The sequence below is a fragment of the Streptomyces sp. 71268 genome, from assembly GCF_029392895.1.
Classification (GTDB): domain Bacteria; phylum Actinomycetota; class Actinomycetes; order Streptomycetales; family Streptomycetaceae; genus Streptomyces.
The window spans coordinates 665,240-685,555 of the sequence record NZ_CP114200.1 but is presented as its reverse complement, the minus strand read 5'-3'; the positions used below and the strand labels follow the sequence as shown (position 1 = coordinate 685,555).

General features: G+C 76.9%; 2 protein-coding genes (1 of these 2 running past the window's edge). Both read left to right on the top strand.

Annotated elements, in window-relative coordinates; genetic code table 11:
* Window positions 1-3,013: the 3' end of a non-ribosomal peptide synthetase gene (locus tag OYE22_RS02420; RefSeq protein ID WP_277318843.1), read on the top strand. 13,118 nt of this gene lie to the left of the window's left edge; 3,013 of the gene's 16,131 nt are visible here — the last part of the coding sequence; its start codon lies off the left edge, out of view; its stop codon occupies window positions 3,011-3,013.
* A complete protein-coding gene (locus tag OYE22_RS02415; RefSeq protein WP_277318842.1) occupies window positions 3,010-20,316 on the top strand; it encodes a non-ribosomal peptide synthetase in 17,307 nt (5,768 codons plus the stop codon). Before OYE22_RS02420 ends, OYE22_RS02415 begins: the two co-directional genes overlap by 4 nt.

Below are 20,316 nucleotides of genomic sequence, written 5' to 3'. Positions count from 1 at the left end.
CCGCACCGTGCTCCTCGACGACCCGGCGCTGGTCGCCGAGGTCGCCGGGAACCCGACCACGCCACCGGCCGCGACCCACCCGCCGCACCCGCTGAACACCGCGTACGTGCTGCACACCTCGGGGTCGACGGGCCGGCCCAAGGCGGTGGCCGTCCCGCACCGGGCGCTGGTCAACCGCCTGGTGTGGAACCAGCGGCGCTTCCCGCTCGGACCCGGTGACCGGATGCTCCACAAGGCGGCGCCCGGGTTCGACGTGTCGGTGTGGGAACAGTTCGGGCCGCCGCTCGGCGGCGCGGCCCTCGTCGTCGCCCGCCCCGACGGCCACCTCGACCCGGCCTACCTGGCCGAGACGATCCGCACCCGGCGGATCACCGCCGCGCACTTCGTGCCGTCGATGCTCGCGCTCTTCGCCGCCGAGCCGGCCGCCGCCGACCTCGGCGGGCTGCGCTGGGTCTTCAGCGGCGGCGAGGCGCTGCCGGGCCAGTTGGCCGACGCCTGGTACCGGGACCGCGACGCCGCGCTGATCAACCAGTACGGGCCGACCGAGGCGGCCGTGGACGTGACCGCGCGCCGCGCCGAACCCGGCTGGCCGGGGACCGTGCCGCTCGGCGCGCCGGGCGACAACACCCGCGCCTACGTCCTGGACGCCGCGCTGCGACCGGTGCCGGTCGGCGTGGTGGGGGAGCTGTACCTCGCCGGCGCCCAACTCGCGCGCGGCTACCTCGGCGAACCCGTGCGCACCGCCGAGCGGTTCGTCGCCGACCCGTTCGGCCCGCCCGGCACCCGGCTCTACCGCACCGGCGACCTGGCGCGCTGGAACGCGGCGGGCGAGCTGGAGTTCGCCGGCCGCGCCGACGACCAGGTCAAGCTGCGCGGCGTACGGATCGAGCCGGCCGAGGTGCGCGCCGCGCTGCTCGCCCACCCGGCCGTCGCCGACGCGGCCGTCATCGTCCGCGATGACCCGCCGGGCGCCGCCCGTCTGGTCGGCTACGTCACCCCGGCCGGCGGGCCCGCGGGCTCCGGCGACCCCGCCACCATCGACACCGCCGCGCTGCTGCGGCACGCCGCGACGCTGCTGCCGCCGGCGCTCGTCCCCGCCGACCTGGTGGTCCTCGACGCGTTCCCGCTCACCAGCAGCGGCAAGCTCGACCGTGGCGCGCTGCCCGCACCGCCTCGGCCGGCCGAACCCGGCGCGCCGGCGCGGCCGAGCACCGACGCCGAACGGGTGCTGGCCGAGCTGGTGGCCACGCTGCTCGGCCGTGACGATGTCGGCGCCAACGACAGCTTCTTCGCGCTCGGCGGCGACAGCATCTCCTCCATCCAGCTCGTCAGCGCGGCCCGCCGCGCCGGACTGGTGATCACCCCGCGCCAGGTGTTCGAGCACCGCACCGTCGCCGCCCTGGCGCTGGTGGCCGAGCCCGCGCCCCGGGACGCGGCGGCCGAGCACGACGACGGCACCGGAACCGTGCCGCTCACCCCCGTCATGCACGCCATGTTCGAGCGCGGCGGCGACCCGCGCGCCTACAGCCAGTCCCTCCTGGTCACCCTGCCCACCACGGTGGACCACGAGAGCCTGCTCGCCGCCGTGCGGACGGTGCTCGACCACCACGGCATGCTCCGCGCCACCCTCCGACCCACCGGCCCCGACGCGCCACCGCAGGCTCCCTGGGAGCTTGAGGTCCCCGCGCCCGGCACGGTGGACGCCGCCCGGTGCCTGCGCCGGGTATGCGTCGCGCCCGACGACCCCGACGCGCTGCGCGCGGCCGTGCGCGCCGGGTCCCGCGCCGCCACCGAGGCGCTCGACCCCGAGCGCGGCCGGGTCTTCGCGGCCGTCTGGTTCGACCTCGGCCCGGCCACCCCCGGCCGGCTGCTGCTGCTCGCCCACCACCTGGTGGTGGACGCCGTCTCCTGGCGGGTGCTGCTGCCCGACCTGGTCCAGGCGTGGGAGGCCGCCAGCGCCGGGCGGAGGCCGGAGCTGCCACCGGTCGAGGTGTCCTTCCGCGCCTGGGCCCGCGCCCTGGCGGCCCAGGCCGCCGAGCGCGAGGCCGAACTCCCGTACTGGCGCAAGGTGTTGACCGCACCCGACCCGGCCATCGGCGACCGGGAGCCGGACCCGGCCCGGGACGTGCCCCAGACGGTGCGTCGGCTCGCGGTCACCGTGCCGCCCGAGCTGGCCGAGCCGCTGCTGACCGAGGTGCCGGCCGCCTTCCACTGCGGGGAGCACGAGGTGCTGCTCGCGGCGCTGGCGATGGCCGTGCGGCGGTGGCGGACCGGGCGCGACGCGGTCCTGGTGCTCCTGGAGGGCCACGGGCGTAGCGACGCGGTGTTGCCCGGGGGCCGCGAACCCTCGCGCACCGTCGGCTGGTTCACCAGCCTCTACCCGGTGCGACTGACCGCCGACGGCGTCGGCCCACGGGCCCCGTACGAGGACCCGGAGGCGGCCGGGCGGCTGCTCAAGCACCTCAAGGAGCGGCTGCGCGCGGTGCCGGCGGGCGGGGTCGGCTTCGGTCAACTGCGCTACCTGAACCCGGCGGCCGGCGCCGAGCTGGCCAAGGGCCCGCGCCCACAGATCAGCTTCAACTACCTGGGCCGCTTCGACGTGGGCCCCGCCGAGCCGGCGCCGGCACCCTCGGGTGGGCCGGAGCCCGGGCCGGCTGGCGTCGCCGACGGCGCGGCCGGCGGGCACGGGCGGCCGTGGACCCCGGCCGCCGAGTCGGACGCGCTGTGGCGGGACGAGGCGACGGTCGGCGTGGACACCGCGCTCGACCTGAGCATCGCCGCGCTGCGCCGGCCGACCGGCACCGAGCTGTCGGTGACCTGGCACCACGCGAGCCTGCTGCTCGACGCGGCCCAGATCGCCGAACTGCACCAGTGGTGGCGCGAGGCGCTCCAGGCCCTGCTCGACAGCGCGCGGGGCGGCACCACGGCCGGGCACACACCGTCCGACCTGGGACTGGTGTCCCTGAGCCAGGACGAGATCGACGAGTTCGAAGACGAGTGGAGGAATCTGTGAGCAGGGCGAGTTCGGGGCTTTTGGACATCCTGCCGTTGTCCCCCCTGCAAAAGGGCCTGTACTTCCTCTCGTCGTACGACGAGAGCGCGCTCGACGTCTACACCGTCCAACTCGGCTTCGACCTCGACGGGGAACTGGACACGGGGCGGCTGCGCGCCGCCGCCGGCGCGCTGTTGACCCGGCACCCCAACCTCAAGGCGGCCTTCCGGCAGCGCAAGAACGGCGAACCGGTCACGCTGATCCCGGCCCAGGTCGACCTGCCCTGGCAGGAGGCCGACCTGTCCGGGCTGCCCGAGGCCACGCGGCGCGAGCGCCTGGCGCGGATCACCGAAACCGACCGGCGGACCAGGTTCGACCTGGGCAGCCCGCCGCTGGTCCGCTGCACCGTCATCCGCCTCGGCCCCGCGCACCACCGGCTGCTGCTGACCCACCACCACCTGCTCCTCGACGGCTGGTCGACGGCCAAGGTCATCCAGGAGCTGTTCGCGCTCTACGCCGCGGACGGCGACCCGTCCGCCCTGCCGCCCGTCCGCCCCTACCGCGACTACCTCGCCTGGGCAGCGGCCCGGGACGCGGAGGCGGACGAGCGGGCCTGGCGCGCCGGCCTGGCCGGCCTTGAGGGCCCGACGCTGATCGCCCCGGGCGCGGCAGAGCAGCCCCCGGCGGAGCCGGACAGCGTCGCCGTCGAGCTGGACCCGGGCCTGGCCGCCGCGCTCACCGCCACCGCGCGCCGCCTGGACGTCACCGTCCCCACCGCCGTGCAGGCGCTGTGGGCCCTGGTCCTCGCCGACCTCACCGGCCGCCAGGACGTGGTCTTCGGCTCCACCGTCTCCGGCCGCCCCGCCGAGCTACCGGGCGTGGAGTCGATGGTCGGCCTGTTCATCAACACCGTCCCGGTCCGCGTCCGAGCGCGGTACGAGGAGACGCTCGCCGCCCTCGTCGGCCGCCTCCAGACCGAACAGGCCGCCCTGCTGCCCCACCACCACCTCGGCCTCGGTGACATCCAACGCCTCGGCGGCGTCGGCCCGCTCTTCGACACCCTCGCGGTCTTCGAGAACTACCTCGTCGAGACCCCCGACACCGACACCGGGGACGGCGCCGGGGACGGGGCCGTCTTCGCCGGTGTGCGGGTCAGCGCCGTCACCGGGCGGGACGCCACCCACTACCCGCTCACCCTGGTCGCCGCGCCCACCGCGACCGGCGGGCTCGGCCTGACCCTGCGCTACCGCTCCGACGCGCTGTCACCGGAACGGGTACGGGGCGTCGCCGAGCGGCTGCGCCGCGCCGTGCGGGAGTTCACCGCCGACCCCGACCGCCGCCTGGCCCAGCTCGACCTGCTCACCCCCGCCGAGCGCGAGCAGGTCACCCGCGCGTGGAACAGCGACGTCACCCGGGTCGTGCCGCGGACCCTGCCCGAGCTGTTCCAGCGCTGGGCGCACGAGGTGCCCGAGCGGCCCGCCGTCGTCGACGGCGCCATCGAGCTGACGTACCGCGAACTCAACGAGCGTGCCAACCTGCTGGCCCACCAGCTCATCCGGCTCGGCGTGGGCCCCGAACGGCCGGTCGGCGTGGCCCTGCCTCGCGGCGCCGACGTCTACGTGGCCCAACTGGCCGTCGGCAAGGCGGGCGGCGTGTTCCTGCCGCTCAACCCCGACTACCCGGCCGAACGGCTGCGGGCGCTGGTCGCCGACGCCCAGCCACACCTGGTCCTGGCCGCCCCCGACGTGGCCGCGGACCCCTGGGCGCTCGGCACCCCCGTCGTCCGCCTGGCCGACCTGCCCACGGACGGGCCCGCGCACGACCCCACCGACGCCGACCGGCTGGCGCCGCTGCGGCTGGAGAACGCCGCCTACGTCATCTACACCTCCGGCTCCACCGGCACCCCCAAGGGCGTGCTGGTCGCGCACCGGCCGCTGGTCGACCTCGTCGCCTGGGCCCACGCCCGCTTCGGCACCGCGCCGGGCGACCGGGTCACCCAGTTCGCCTCGCCCAGCTTCGACGTCACCTTCTGCGAACTGGCCAACTCCCTGTTCGCCGGCGCCACCCTGGTCGTGGTAGCCGAGGAGGAGCGGGCCGGCGCGCCGCTGGCCGACTTCCTGGTGCGGGCCCGGATCACGCTCGCCGTCATCCCGCCCACCGTGGTGGCCTCGCTGCCCACCGAGGCCACGCTGCCCGCCGACATGACGCTGATCGTCGGCACCGAGGCGCTGCCCGCCGAAGTGGTCCGCGCCTGGGCCCGCCGGCACCGGCTGTTCAACGCGTACGGGCCCACCGAGGCCGTCGTCAACTCCGCCACCTGGCTCGTGCCCGCCTCCTGGGACGGCGGCCCGATCCCCATCGGCCCGCCGGACGTCAACAAGCGGGCCTACGTGCTGGACGGCGCGCTGCGCCCGGTGGCCCCCGGCGTGCTCGGCGAGCTGTACGTCGCCGGGCCCGGCCTCGCCCGTGGCTACGTGGGCCGGCCCGGCACCACCGCGGAGCGCTTCGTCGCCTGCCCCTTCGGCCCGGCCGGCACCCGCATGTACCGCACCGGCGACCTGGCCCGCTGGAACACGGCGGGGGAGTTGGAGTACGCCGGGCGCACCGACCACCAGATCAAGATCCGTGGCTTCCGCGTCGAGCCCGCCGAGATCGAGGCGTTGCTGACCGACCACCCGGCCGTCGCCCGCGCCGTGGTCGTCGCCCGCGCCGACGCGGCCGGCACCAAGCGCCTGGTGGCCTACGTCGTCTTCGAGGCCGGGGCCTCGGCGCCGGCCAGCGAGCTGACCGCGTGGGTCGCCGCCGCGCTGCCTGAACACCTGGTGCCCGCGGCCTTCGTCGCCCTGGACACGCTGCCGGTGACCACCGCCAACAAGATCGACCGCACCGCGCTGCCCGCGCCCGACCTCGCCCCGGCCAGCGAGGGCACCGCCCCGCGCACCGAGCGCGAGCGGGTGCTCGCCGGCCTGGTCGCCGAGGTGCTCGGCCTCGCCGAGGTCGGCGTCCACGACAGCTTCTTCGCGCTGGGCGGCGACAGCATCTCCTCCATCCAGCTCGTCGGCGCGGCCGGCCGGCGCGGCATCAGGCTGCGCCCGCGCGACGTGTTCGAGCGCCGTACCGTCGCGGCCCTGGCCGCCGTGGAGCAGCGGCCGGCCGAACCCGCGCCGGCCACCGTGCCCGCCACCGGCAGCGCGCCGCTGACGCCCATCCTGCGCTGGCTCGTGGAGCGCGGCGGCCCGATCGCCGACTACCACCAGTCCACCGTCCTGCGCACCCCACCCGGCACCCGGCTCGACCACCTCGTGGCGGGCCTGGGCCAGGTCGTCGACCACCACGACGCGCTGCGCGCCACACTCACCCGTACCACCCTGGAGATCCCGGCGCCCGGCACGCTCGACGCGGCCGGCCTCATCGCGCGCGTGGACGCCGCCGAACTGCCGCCCGCGGCACACGCCGAGACGCTGCGCGCGCACGCCGCCGAGGCCGCCCGCGCCCTCGACCCCTTCGGCGGCACCATGCTGCGCCTGGTGTGGCTGGACGCCGGGCCCGGGCGACCCGGCCTGCTCGCCGTCCTCGTCCACCACGCCGTCGTGGACGGCGTCTCCTGGCGGGTGCTCACCGAGGACCTGGCCGCGGCCTTCCGCGCCGCCGCCGACGGCCGCACGGCCACCCTGCCGCCGGTGGGCACCTCGTTGCGCGCCTGGGCCACCGGCCTGGTCGAGGAGGCCGCCTCCGAGCGGCGCGGCGCCGAACTCGCGCACTGGCGCGCCCTGGCCGACGGCGACCCGCTGCGGATCAGCCCGCTGCCGCTGGACCCGGCCACGGACACCCTGGAGACGCTGCGCACCGTCGCCGTCGAGCTTCCGCCGACGGCTACCGGGCCGCTGCTGACCGAGGTCGCCGACGCCTTCCACACCGGCCCCGACGCGGTGCTGCTGACCGCGCTCGCCCTCGCCCTGGCCGCCTGGCGCGGCCGGCCGAGCCCGGTACTGGTGGACATTGAGGGCCACGGGCGCGTCGAGGAGGCCGTACCAGGCGCCGAACTCTCCCGCACCGTCGGCTGGTTCACCAGCGTCCACCCCGTACGCCTGGACCTGACCGGGCTCGACCCCACGGACCCCGACCACCCAGGCGCCGCCCTCAAACGGATCAAGGAACAGGTGCGGGCCGCCCCCGACAGCGGCATCGGCCACGGCCTGCTGCGCCACCTGCGCCCCGACCCGGAGGGCCGGCTCGCCGCGCTGCCCACGGCCGCCATCGGCTACAACTACCTGGGCCGCTTCGGGGCCGGCGGCGACGCCGAGCGCGACTGGGCGCCCGCCGCGCTCACCGGCTCGCTCGGTGGCGGCGCCGACGACAGGCTGCCCGCCTCGCACACCCTCCAGCTCAACGCCTCGACCCTGGACGGGCCGGACGGCCCACGGCTCCAGGCCGCGTTCACCTTCCCGGCCCGTCTGCTGCCCGCCGACGACGTGGAGCGCCTCGCCCAGCTCTGGCTCTCGGCCCTGGAGACCATCGCCACGGCCGGCTCCCGCCCCGGCGCCGGCGGGCACAGCCCCGGCGACTTCCCGCTGGTGACCACGGGTCAGGCGGAGATCGAGACGATCGAGGCGGAGACCGGCGCGCTCGCCGAGCTGCTGCCGCTCTCGCCGCTCCAGCAGGGCCTGTTCTTCCTCTCCTCCTACGGCGCCGACGACGCGGGCCCCGACGTCTACACCACCCAGCTCACCCTGGAGGTCGAGGGGGAGTTGGACGCCGCGCGGCTGCGGGCGGCGGCCGACGCGCTGCTGGCCCGCCACCCCAACCTGCGCGCCGCCTTCCGCGCCAGGCCCGACGCCGAGCCGCTCCAGGTCATCCCCGCGCGGGTGCGCATGCCCTGGCGCGAGGTGCGCCTGGACGACGGGCCGGCCCCCGACGACGGCGCGGCTCCCGGAGCCCCGGCGGCGGCGCGGCCCGACGTCATACCGGAGGCCGTGCGCGCGCGGGCCCGCCAGGTGCTCGCCGAGGAGCGGCAGCGGCGCTTCGCGTTGGACGCGCCGCCGCTGACGCGGCTGACCCTCGTGCGCCTGGCCGAGCGCACCCACCTGCTCTCCCTCACCTCGCACCACCTGCTGCTGGACGGCTGGTCGGGCCCGCTGCTCATCCGCGACCTGCTGGGCCTGTACCACGGCACCCCCGAGCCGGCCCCGCGCCCCTACCGGGACTACCTGCTCTGGCTCGCCGACCGGGACCGGGCCGCCACCGCCGACGCCTGGCGGGCGACCCTGGCCGACATCGACGGGCCCACCCTCCTGGCGCCCGCCGCCTCGGCCGCGCCCGCCAGCGTGCCCAGCCGCGTCGAGGTGGACCTGCCGGCCGACCTGGCCGCCCGGGTCACGGCCTTCGCCCGCGCCGAGGGCGTGACGACCAACGCCGTGCTCCAGGCCGCCTGGGCCGTGCTCCTCGGCTGGCTCACCGGGCGCACCGACGTCGTCTTCGGCGTCACCGTCTCCGGCCGCCCCGCCGACCTGGACGGCGCCGACCGCATGATCGGCCTGTTCATCAACACCGTCCCCACCCGCGTCGCGCTCGCCCCCAACCAGCGGCTGGTCGAGGTCGTGCACGCCGTCCGCGACCAGCAGGCCCGCATGATGGACCACCAGTACGAGTCGCTGGCCGAACTCCAGCGGGCCAGCGGGCAACGGGAACTCTTCGACACGCTGCTGCTGTTCGAGAACTACCCGGTCGACTCCGAGCGGCTGCGCGCCACCGAGCGGCGCGCCGGCCTCACCGTCACCGGCGCCCAGGGGCACGACGCCACCCACTACCCGCTGGTGCTCGTCGCCCTGCCCGGCACCGACCGGCTCGCCCTGGCCATCGACCACCGGCCCGAACTGCTGCCGCGCGAGCGGGCCCAGACGATCGGCGCACACCTGGTCGATGTGCTCGACCACGTCGTCACCCGGCCCGACACGCCCGTGGCGGCGCTGCGACCGGCCGCCGACCAGCGGGGGCTGCGCGGTCCGATGGAGCCGATCACGCCCACGGGGCTCGCCGACCGGTTCGCCCACCAGGCCGCGGCGACCCCCGACGCCACCGCGCTGATCGCCGGCGACCGGGAGCTGACGTACCGGCAGCTCGACCGGCGCGCCGACCTCATCGCCGCCCGCCTGCTCGCGCGCGGCGCGGGCCCCGAGCGGCTGGTGGCCGTCTCGCTGCCGCGCTCGTCCGACCTGGTCGCCACCCTCGTCGCCGTCGCCCGCACCGGCGCCGGCTACGTGCCCGTCGACCCGGAGTTCCCCGCCGAGCGGATCGCCTACCTGCTCGGCGACGTCCGCCCCGTGCTCGTGGTCGACGCGACCTCCCCGGTGCTCGCCCCGCCGGAGCCCGACGAGGCCCAGGCGCCCGCCCGGCGCGCGCCGCACCGGCCGGACGGCCTCGCGTACGTCATCCACACCTCCGGGTCCACCGGCCGGCCCAAGGGCGTCGTCGTCACCCACCGGGGCCTTGACAACCTCCTGGAGGCGATGGCCGACCTGCTCGACACCGGGGCGGGCGACCGGCTGCTCGCCGTGACCACCGTCGGCTTCGACATCGCGGTCCTCGAACTCTTCGTCCCGCTGTGCACCGGCGCCACCATCGTCCTGGCCGGCCGCGACGAGGTCACCGACCCGCGCCGGCTGGCCCGCCTGGCCGAGCGCACCGGGGCCACCCTCATGCAGGCCACCCCGTCACTGTGGCGCGCCGTCGCCGAAGCCGTGCCCGAGGCGCTGACGGGACTGCGCGTCCTGTCCGGTGGCGAGCCGCTCGCCCCCGACCTCGCGGCCACGCTGGCCGGGCGCGGCGCGCGGCTGGTCAACCTGTACGGGCCCACCGAGACCACCGTGTGGTCCACGGCGGGCGACCTGACCGGCGACGAGGCCCCGCACATCGGCCGCCCGCTGCGCAACACCGACCTGCACGTGCTCGACCCGTGGCTACGTCCGGTGCCCGCCGACACCCTGGGCGAGCTGTACGTCGGCGGCGCCGGCCTGGCCCGTGGCTACCTGAACCGGCCGGCGCTGACCGCCGAACGCTTCGTGGCCTCGCCGTTCGGCCCGCCCGGCGCCCGGCTCTACCGCACCGGCGACCTGGCCGCCTGGCGGGCGGACGGCACGCTGCGGGTGGCCGGCCGCGTCGACCACCAGGTCAAGATCCGTGGCCACCGGGTGGAGCCCGGCGAGATCGAGACCGTCCTGCGCGCGCACCCGGGGGTCGAGGACGCGGTCGTGGTCGCCGCCCCCGACGCGTCGGGCACCCAGCGCCTGGTCGCCTACGTCACCGGGGCGCCCGACGGGCTCGCCGGGTTCCTGGCCGACCGGCTGCCCGCGCACCTGGTGCCCTCGCTGACGGTGCCGCTGGAGAAGCTGCCGCTCACCCCAGGCGGCAAGGTGGACCGGGCCGCGCTGCCCGCCCCCGAACTGGCCCAGGCCGAACGGGCCAGGGCCCCCCGCGACCCGCGCGAGGCCGTACTCGTCGGCCTCTTCGCCGACCTGCTCGGCCAGCCCGAGGCCGGGCCCGACGACGACTTCTTCGCCCTCGGCGGACACTCGCTGCTGGCCATGCGGCTGGCCAACCGCGTCCGCTCCGCGCTCGGCGTCGACGTCGCCATCCGCGACGTCTTCGACCACCCGACCCCGGCCGCGCTCGCCGAGGTCGTCCTGCCGCGCGGAACGCGCCGCGCGCCGTTGACGGCGGGGGAGCGCGGCGAGCGCGAGCCGCTGTCCTTCGCGCAGCGGCGCCTGTGGTTCCTGCACCGGCTGGAGGGGCCGAGCGCCACCTACAACCTCTACTTCGCGCTCAGGCTGACCGGCGACCTGGACGCGGGCGCGCTGCGCGCCGCCTTCGCCGACCTCGTCGCCCGCCACGAGCCACTGCGCACCGTCTTCCCCGAGACCGAGGCCCCCACCGAGGACGCCGACCCGCGCGGCGGCCCGGACGGCGTGCCCTACCAGCACGTACTCGACCCCACCGCGGGCGCCGAGGCCCTCGGCGACCTGGCCCCGTCGCCGGTCAGCGCCGAGCGCCTGGACGCGGAGCTGCGCGCGGACGCCACGGCCGCCATCGACATCACGCGCGAGATCCCGCTGCGGGCCCGGCTGTTGCGGCTGGGCGACGACCACGTCCTGTCGGTGACGCTGCACCACATCGCCGGCGACGAGTGGTCCATGCGCCCCCTGGTCCAGGATCTGCGCACGGCGTACGCGGCCCGCCGCCAGGGCGCCGCCCCCGCCTGGCGGCCGCTGCCCGTCGCGTACGCCGACTACGCCCGCTGGCAACGCGAGGTGCTCGGCTCCGAGAGCGACCCCGACAGCCTGCTGTCCCGGCAGGCCGACTACTGGCGCGAGGCCCTGCGCGGCGCGCCCGAGGAGCTGGCCCTGCCCTACGACCGGCCACGCCCGGCCGTGGCCGACAACCGTGGCGGCGCCGTCACCTTCGAGCTGACCCCGCGCACCCACCGGGCGCTGCGCGCGCTCACCGCCGAGGCCGGGGCCAGCGTGTTCATGGCCGCGCAGGCGGCGCTGGCCGCGCTGCTCGGCGCGCACGGCGCCGGCACCGACATCCCCATCGGCACGCCCGTCGCCGGCCGGGGCGACGCGGCCCTGGACGACCTGGTGGGCTTCTTCGTCAACACGCTCGTGTTGCGCACCAGCGTCGCGGGCCGGCCCACCTTCCGCGAAGTGCTGCACCGGGTCCGCGACACCGACCTGTCCGCCTTCGAACACGCCGACCTGCCCTTCGAGCGGCTGGTCGACCTGCTCGCGCCCGAGCGCTCGCTCGCCCGCCACCCGCTGTTCCAGGTGATGCTGGTCTTCCAGAACCTCAGCGGCGAGTCGCCCACGCTGCCCGGTGTGGAGGTCACCCCGCTCGGCGCCGACCCCGGCGTCTCCCGCTTCGACCTCGGCTTCACCCTGGCCGAGCGGCCCGGCGGGCAGGGCATCGCCGGCCTGCTCCACTTCCAGAGCGCCCTGTTCGACGAGGCCACCGCGCGCACGCTGGCCGACCGGTTCGCCGCCCTCGTCGCCCGGCTCGCCGAGCAGCCGGACACGCCGTTGCACCGCGTACCGCAGCTCACCGCGGCCGAGCACGCCCAGGCCCTGGCCAGCGGCGCGGGCGCGGTCCGCGCGCTGCCCGCGCGGACCCTGCCGGCGCTGGTGGCCGCCGCCTGCGCCCGCGACCCGCGGGCCACCGCCCTTATCGCCGACGAGGGTCAACCTCCCTTGTCCTACGCCGAGTTCGACGCCCGCGTCGGCCGGCTCGCCACCGTGCTGCGCGAGCGTGGTGCCGGCCCGCACACCCGGGTCGCCGTCGTGCTGCCCCGCTCCACCGACCTGGTGGTCGCCGTGCACGCGGCGCAGCGCGCCGGCGGCGCGTACGTCCCCGTCGACCCCGGCTACCCGGCCGACCGTGTCGCCCACATGCTGGCCGACAGCGCCCCGCGTGTGACGCTGACGGACGTCGCGCACGCGGCGGAGCTACCGGCCGCCTGCCACCCGCTGGTCCTCGACGCGCCCGAGACCGTTGCCGAACTCGCCGCCGTCACCCCCACGGCGGCCCCGCCTGCCGAACTGACCGGCGCCCACCCCGCGTACGTCATCTACACCTCCGGCTCCACCGGCCGGCCCAAGGGCGTCGTCGTACAGCACGCGGCGGCCGTCAACCGGCTGCTGTGGATGCGCGATGAGTACGCGATCGGCGCCGGCGACCGGGTGCTGCACAAGACGCCGGTCAGCTTCGACGTGTCGGTGTGGGAGCTGTTCCTGCCGCTGCTCGCCGGGGGGACGCTCGTCGTCCTGCCGGACGGGGCGCACCGCGATCCCGCCCAGGTCGCCGCCGCGATCGGGCGCCACCGGGTGACGGTCGCGCACTTCGTGCCGGCCATGCTCGCCGCGTTCGCCGCCCATCTCGCCGACTCCGGGCCGGCCGGCGCCGACCCGGGCACGCTGCGGCTGGTCTTCGCCAGCGGCGAGGCCCTGCCACCGGCCGTCGCCGCCGCCACCCGCCGCGCCCTGCCCGGCGCCGCGCTGCACAACCTGTACGGGCCCACCGAGGCGGCCGTGGACGTCACCGCCTGGCCCACCGGGCCCGCCGACGAGGGCGCCGTGCCCATCGGGCTGCCGGTGTGGAACACCCGCGCCCTGGTGCTCGACCCCTGGCTGCGCCCGCTGCCCACGGGCGTCGTCGGCGAGCTGTACCTCGGCGGCGACCAACTCGCCCTCGGCTACCTGGGCCGGCCCGCGCTGAGCGCCGAGCGCTTCGTGGCCGACCCGTACGGCCCACCAGCAGGCCGCCTCTACCGCACCGGCGACCTGGTGCGACGGCGCGCGGACGGGGCCCTGGTGTTCGTCGGCCGCACCGACGGACAGGTCAAGCTGCGCGGGCTGCGCGTGGAACTCGGCGAGATCGAGGCCGTGCTGGGCGAGCACCCGCGAGTCGCCGCCTGCGCCGCGGTGGTACGCGAGGACCAGCCGGGCCAGCGCTACCTGGCCGGGTACGTCGTCGCCCCGGCCGGCGCCGACGTGGACACCGACGAACTGCTGGTCCACGCGGCGCGCCGGCTACCGGACCACATGGTGCCCACCGCCCTCGTGGTCCTCGACACGCTGCCGCTGGGCCCCAGCGGCAAGCTCGACCGGCGCGCGCTGCCCGCGCCCGACCTGGCCGGCGCCGCCACCCGCAGCACGCCGCGCGACGCCCGCGAGGCGCTGCTGGCCGAACTCTTCGCCGAGCTGCTGCGGATGCCCGAGGTGGGCGTCGAGGACAGCTTCTTCGCCCTGGGCGGCGACAGCATCCTGTCCATCCAACTCGTCGCCCGGGCCCGCAAGGCCGGCCTGGTGATCACCCCGCGCGACGTCTTCGAGCACCGGACCGCCGCCGCCCTGGCCCGCGCCGCCACCCCCGTCACCGGCGCCCGGGCGCTGCCGCCGGTGGCGCCGACCGGCCGGCTGCCGCTCACGCCCATCATGCGCTGGGCCCTGGCCCGGGCCGACATCGACCACCTGCACCAGTTCACCCACCTGGTCGCCCCGCCGGACGCCGACACGGCGTCCCTGACCACCGCCCTGGACTGGCTCCTGGAGCGGCACCCCATGCTGCGCGCCCGACTCGTCCCCGCCGACACCGAGCCCACCCTCGAGGTGCCGCCCCCGGGCGCCGTCACCGGGGCGCGGGTGCTCACCCGCGTCGACGCGAGCGCCGTCGCGCCGGGTGAACTAGCCGCCCTGGTGGCCGAGCACGCGGCCCGCGCCGTCGAGGAACTCGACCCGCGCGCCGGCCAGATGCTGCGCGCCGTCTGGTTCGACGCCGGACCCGACGCGCCGGGACGCCTCCTCCTGGTGGCCCACCACCTGGTGGTGGACGGCGTGTCCTGGCGCGTCCTCACCCCCGACCTGGCCGCCGCGCACGCGGCGGCGCGCGCCGGGCGCGAACTGCCGAACGCCGCCACGGGCGGCACCTCCTTCCGGCAGTGGGCCCTCGGCCTCGCCGCCGCCCGCCGCCCCGCCCTCCGGACCGAGGCCGAACTGTGGCGCTCCCGCGAGGCGGTGCCGGCGCCCCCGCTCGGCCGCCGCCCGCTCGACCCGGCGACCGACACCGCCGACACCCGCGTCCACGCCGAACGCCAGCTCCCCACCGCCCTCACCCAGGCCCTACTGACCACGGTGCCGGCGACCGTGCACGGCGCCGTGCCCGACGTGCTGCTGGCCGCCCTCGCCCTCGCCATGGCCCGCTGGCGCGCGCTGCGCGGCGAGGCGGGCGGCGGCCGGGACGTGATCGCCGTGGAGGGACACGGCCGCGAGGAGAGCGCGGTGCCCGGCGCCGAACTCTCCACCACCGTAGGCTGGTTCACCACCTGGTACCCGGTGGTCCTCGACCCCGTGGACGCCGACCTGGACGAGGCGCTGCGCGGCGGGCCCGCCGCCCATACCGTGCTCGCCCGGATGAAGGAACAGCTCAGGGCCCCGGCCGAGAACGGCATCGGCTACGGACTGCTTCGCTATCCACCGCTCGGCGCCGAGGCCACCGGCGACCAGCCGCCCGGCGCCACCGGTGATCAGCCGCCCGGGGCCGCGACCCACGCCGGCCCGGCGCCCACGGACGCCGCGCCCGGCGAGCCGACCGCCGACACCACCCCGCCCGTGGTCTTCAACTACTTCGGCCGCTTCACCGGGGACGGCCCGGCCGACCCCGAGCACACCACCGCCTGGGCCCCGGCCCCCGAGGCCCTGCCCGCCCCGGGCCCGGGGCGCGGCCGGTTCCCCGTCCTGTTCCCGTTGGAGATCAACGCCTCCACCGTGGACGGCCCCGAGGGGCCGGTGCTCGGCGCCCGCTGGTCCTGCCCGGCCGGCATCCTCGACCAGGCCGCACTGGACGACCTGGCCGACCTGTGGGTGACGGCCCTGACCGGCCTCGCCGCCCACGACGGGCCGGCCACCCACACCCCGTCCGACTTCCCGCTGGTACGCCTCACCGAGCGCGAGGTCGCCACCTTCGACGAGCGCCACCCCGGCCTGACCGACATCTGGCCGCTGACGCCGCTACAGGAGGGCCTGGTCTTCCTGGCCGGCATGGCCGACGACGACGCCGGCACCGGTACCGACGCCGCAGCCGGCACCGCCGCCGACGGCGCGGCGGGCCCGGACCACGCGCCGGTGGACGTCTACACCATGCAGCTCGCGCTGCGCCTTTCCGGCGCCATCGACGCCCCGGCGCTCCGCGAGGCCGCCGCCGAACTCCTGGCCCGGCACGACAACCTGCGTACCGCGTTCGTGTCCACCGCCGCGGGCACGCCCGTACAACTGGTCCTTGACCACGTCGAGCCGGACTGGTCCGTCACCGACCTGTCCGGGCTGCCGGCCGACGAGCGTGACGCCCTCCTCGCGAAGACCACCGCCACCGACCGCGCCCGCAGGTTCGACCCGAGCGCCCCGCCGCTGCTGCGCCTGCACCTTGTGCGCCTGTCCGCCGACCGCGGCGTGCTCGTGGTCACCAACCACCACCTGGTGCTCGACGGCTGGTCGCTGCCGCTGATCGTGCAGGAGCTGTTCCAGCTCTACGCGACCCGCACCTCCGGCGCCCCACGCCCGGCCCGCCGCCGCCCCTTCCGCGACTTCCTCGCCTGGCTGGTCGCGCGCGAGGCGGGCGAGGCCGAACAGGCGTGGCGCGCCGCGCTGGCCGGGGTCAGCGAGCCGACGCTGCTCGCCCCGGCCGACCCGGCCCGCCGCCCGGTGCTCTCCCGGCACCTGCCGTACCAGCTCCCGGACGCGCTCGACCAGGCCCTGACCGGCCTCGCCCGGAGCAGCGGGGTCACCCTGAACACCGTCGTCCAGTTCGCGTGGGGCGTGCTCGTCGCCCGCCTGACCGGGCGCGACGACGTGGTCTTCGGCGCCACCGTCTCCGGCCGGCCCCCGGAGATCGAGGACGTGGAGACCATGGCCGGGCTGTTCATCAACACCCTGCCGGTCCGCCTCGACCTGCGCCCCGGCGGCACCGTGCGCGAGGCGCTGGCCCGGCTCCAGGACGAGCAGTCGGCCCTCTCGGCCCACCAGTACCTCGGACTCTCCGCCATCCAGCGCGTCGCGGGGGTCGGCGAACTCTTCGACACCCTGGTCGTGTTCGAGAGCTACCCGGTGGACGCGGACGGGCTGCGCCGCGCCGAGGAGTCCGGGTCGCTCGCCGTCACCGGCGGGGACAGCGCGGACGCCACGCACTACCCGCTCACCCTGGCCGTGGACCCGGGCAACGCCCGGCTCACCCTGGAGTACCGGCCCGACCTGTTCTCCGACGCCGACGCGCGGACCCTGCTGCGCCGCCTCACCCGGGTCCTGGAGACGCTCGCCGCCCGGCCCGACGAGCGCTGCGCGCGCCTGGAGGTCCTGGACCCGGCCGAGCGGACCCGGATCACCGCCGACTGGAACGCCACCGACCACCCGTACCCCGACCAGACCCTGCCCGCCCTGCTGGCCGACCGGGTCCGGGCCGCTCCCGAGGCCACCGCCCTGGTCTGCGGCGACGTCAGCCTCACCTTCGCCGAGCTGAACCGCCGGGCCAACCAGCTCGCCTGGGAACTCATCGGCCGAGGCGTCGGCCCCGAGGACGTGGTGGCCCTGCTGCTGCCGCGCACCGTCGACCCGGTGATCGCGCTGCTCGCCGTGCACCAGGCGGGGGCCGCCTACCTGCCCATCGACCCCGACTACCCCGCCGAGCGCGTCGACTACCTGCTCGCCGACGCCGCGCCCCGCCTCCTGCTCACCACCACCGGCATCGCGGCGGCCCGACCGGAGCCGGCCGTGCCCGTGCTGACCCTGGACGAGCAGACCGTACGGGAGCGGCTGCGCACCCGACCGGGGACGGACCCGACCGACGCCGACCGGGTGCGCCCCCTGCACCCGCTGCACCCGGCGTACGTCATCTACACCTCCGGTTCGACCGGCGCGCCCAAGGGCGTGCTGATCTCGCACCGCAACGTGCTCAACCTCTTCCACAGCCACCGCAGGGCGCTGTACGAACCGACCATCGCCGCCACCGGTCGCGCCGCCCTGCGCGTCGGCCACGCCTGGTCGTTCTCCTTCGACGCCTCCTGGCAGCCGCAGCTCTGGCTCTTCCACGGGCACGCCGTGCACATCCTCTCCGAGGAACTCCAGGGCGACCCGGAGGCGATGGCCGACTACCTGCGCACGCGGCGGATCGACTTCATCGAGCTGGCCCCCTCGGTGCTGGCCCAGTTGGAGCGGGCCGGCCTCACCGAGGGCGGGCGCTGCCCGCTGGCGCTGCTCGGCGTGGGCGGCGAGGCCGTGCCGGACGCCCAGTGGGGCCGCCTGAAGCGGTTGACCAACACCCGCAGCGTCAACCTGTACGGGCCCACCGAGTGCACCGTGGACTCGCTGCTCGCCCGCGTGGAGGACAGCGACCGGCAGGTCATCGGGCACCCGGTGGACAACGCCCGGGTCTACCTGCTCGACGCGGGGCTGCGGCCCGTGCCGCCCGGCGTCAGCGGCGAGCTGTACATCGCCGGCGCGGGGCTGGCCCGTGGCTATCTGGGGCGGCCCGCGCTGACCGCCCAGCGCTTCGTCGCCGACCCGTTCTCGCGCACCGGCGGACGCCTGTACCGCACGGGCGACCTGGCGCGCTGGACCGAGGAGGGGGCGGTGGAGTTCCTGGGCCGCGTCGACGACCAGGTCAAGATCCGGGGCTTCCGGGTCGAGCTGGGCGAGATCGAGACGGCCACCGGGGGCCACCCGGACGTCGCGCAGGCCGTGGTCGTCGCCCGCGAGGACGCCGGCGTGCGCCGCCTGGTGGGTTACGTCGTGCCGCGCGCGGGCGCCACCGCCGACCCCGCGCGCCTGCGCGCGCACGTGGCCGAACGGCTGCCGGCCCATCTGGTGCCCGCCGCCTTCGTCGTCGTGGACGCGCTGCCGATGACCGCGCACGGCAAGCTCGACCGGAAGCGGCTGCCCGCGCCCGACTTCGGCGCCGTGGCCGTCGGCCGGGAGCCGGAGGGCGACCGGGAGCGGGCGCTGTGCGCGGCCATGGCGGGCGTCCTTGGCCTGCCCCGGATCGGCGCGGACGACGACTTCTTCGCCCTGGGCGGCGACAGCATCGTCGCCATCCAGCTCGTCAGCCGGTTGCGGGCCGACGGCTGGCGGCTCTCGCCGCGCCAGGTCTTCCTGCTGCGTACGCCGGCCGCCCTCGCCGAGGCGCTGACCGGCGCCGCGCGCGGCGCGGTCGAGGAGGAGGCCGCGGGGGTGGGCACCGCGCCCAGCACCCCGATCATCGAGTGGCTGCGCGAACTCGGTGGCCCCATCGGCGAGTACTCCCAGTCCACCGTCCTCCAGGTGCCAGCCGCGCTCGGCCTGACCGAGTTGACCGCCGCCGTGCAGGCGCTGCTCGACCGGCACCACCTGCTGCGCGCCCGCCTCGTGCGGCACCCGGCCGAACCGGCGCCGGGAACGGCCGAACCGGCTCCGGGGGCGGCCGAACCGGCGTCCGGGGCGGGGGAGCGGTGGGAGTTCGACATCCCCGGGCCCGGGGCCGTGCGGGCGGCCGACCTGGTCGAGCGGATCGACGTGTCCCACGTCGCGCCCGGCCGTGAACTGGCCCACGCCATGGGCGAGAAGCTGCTCGGCACGGTCGGCGAACTCGACCCGGAGTCGGGCCGGATGGCACGCCTGGTCTGGTTCGACGCGGGCCCGGCCCGCCCGGGGCGGCTGCTGATGCTGCTGCACCACCTGGTGGTGGACGGCGTCTCCTGGCGGGTCCTCCACCCGGACCTGCGGGCCGCCTGGGAGGCGGCCCGCGCGAGCGGGCGGGCGACGCTGGACGCGGTGCCCACCTCGTTCCGCACCTGGTCCCACGCGCTGGCCGAGGCCGCGACGCGTCCGGAGCGCGAGCGCGAACTGCCGCACTGGCGCGAGACGCTGGCCGCCGCGTCGGCCCCGCTGGCCGCCCGCCCGCTCGACCCGGCCCGCGACACCGTACGCACCCTGACTCACCTCAGCGTCGAGCTGCCGCCCGAGCACACCGGGCCGCTGCTGACGGCGGCCGTGCGGGAGACCGGCGCCAGCGTCAACGAACTGCTGCTCGGCGCCCTCGCGGTGGCCCTCGCGCACTGGCGCGAGCAGCGCGGCGACGCGCGGCCCAGGAGCATGGTGGTGGCGATGGAGGGCCACGGCCGCGAGCAGGACATCGCCCCCGGCACCGACCTCTCGCGCACGGTCGGCTGGTTCACCTCCGTCTACCCCGTACGACTCGACGCGGCCGGCGTGGACCTCGCGGAGGCGCTGACCGGACGGGGCGGCGGGGCCAGGGCGCTGCGCGAGGTGGTGGGACGGATCGGCGACCAACTGGCCGCGGTGGCCGACAACGGCATCGGCTACGGCCTGCTGCGCTACCTCAACCCGCGCACCGGCCCCGAACTCGCCGCGCTCGGCACGCCCGAGGTGCAGTTCAACTACCTGGGCAGGTTCGCCGGCAGCGCGCCGGCCGCGACCGGCACCGACGGCGCGGCCGGCGCCGAAGGGCGGCCGGACGCCGGGCCCGACGGGCGCGGCGACTGGGCCCCGGCCCCCGAGGCGGGGGTCATGGGCGGCGGCCGGGACCTGGACATGCCGGTGGGCTACCTGCTGGACATCACCGCCTCCACGGTCGACGGCCCGGACGGGCCGCGACTGAGCGCGGGGTGGGTCTGGCCGGCCGACCTGCTCCCCGAGGCGAGCGTGCGCGAACTGGCCGAGGCGTGGACCACGGCGCTGCGTGCCCTCTCCCGCCTCGGCGACACGCCGCCGGACGCGGGGGACGGGCCGGCCTGA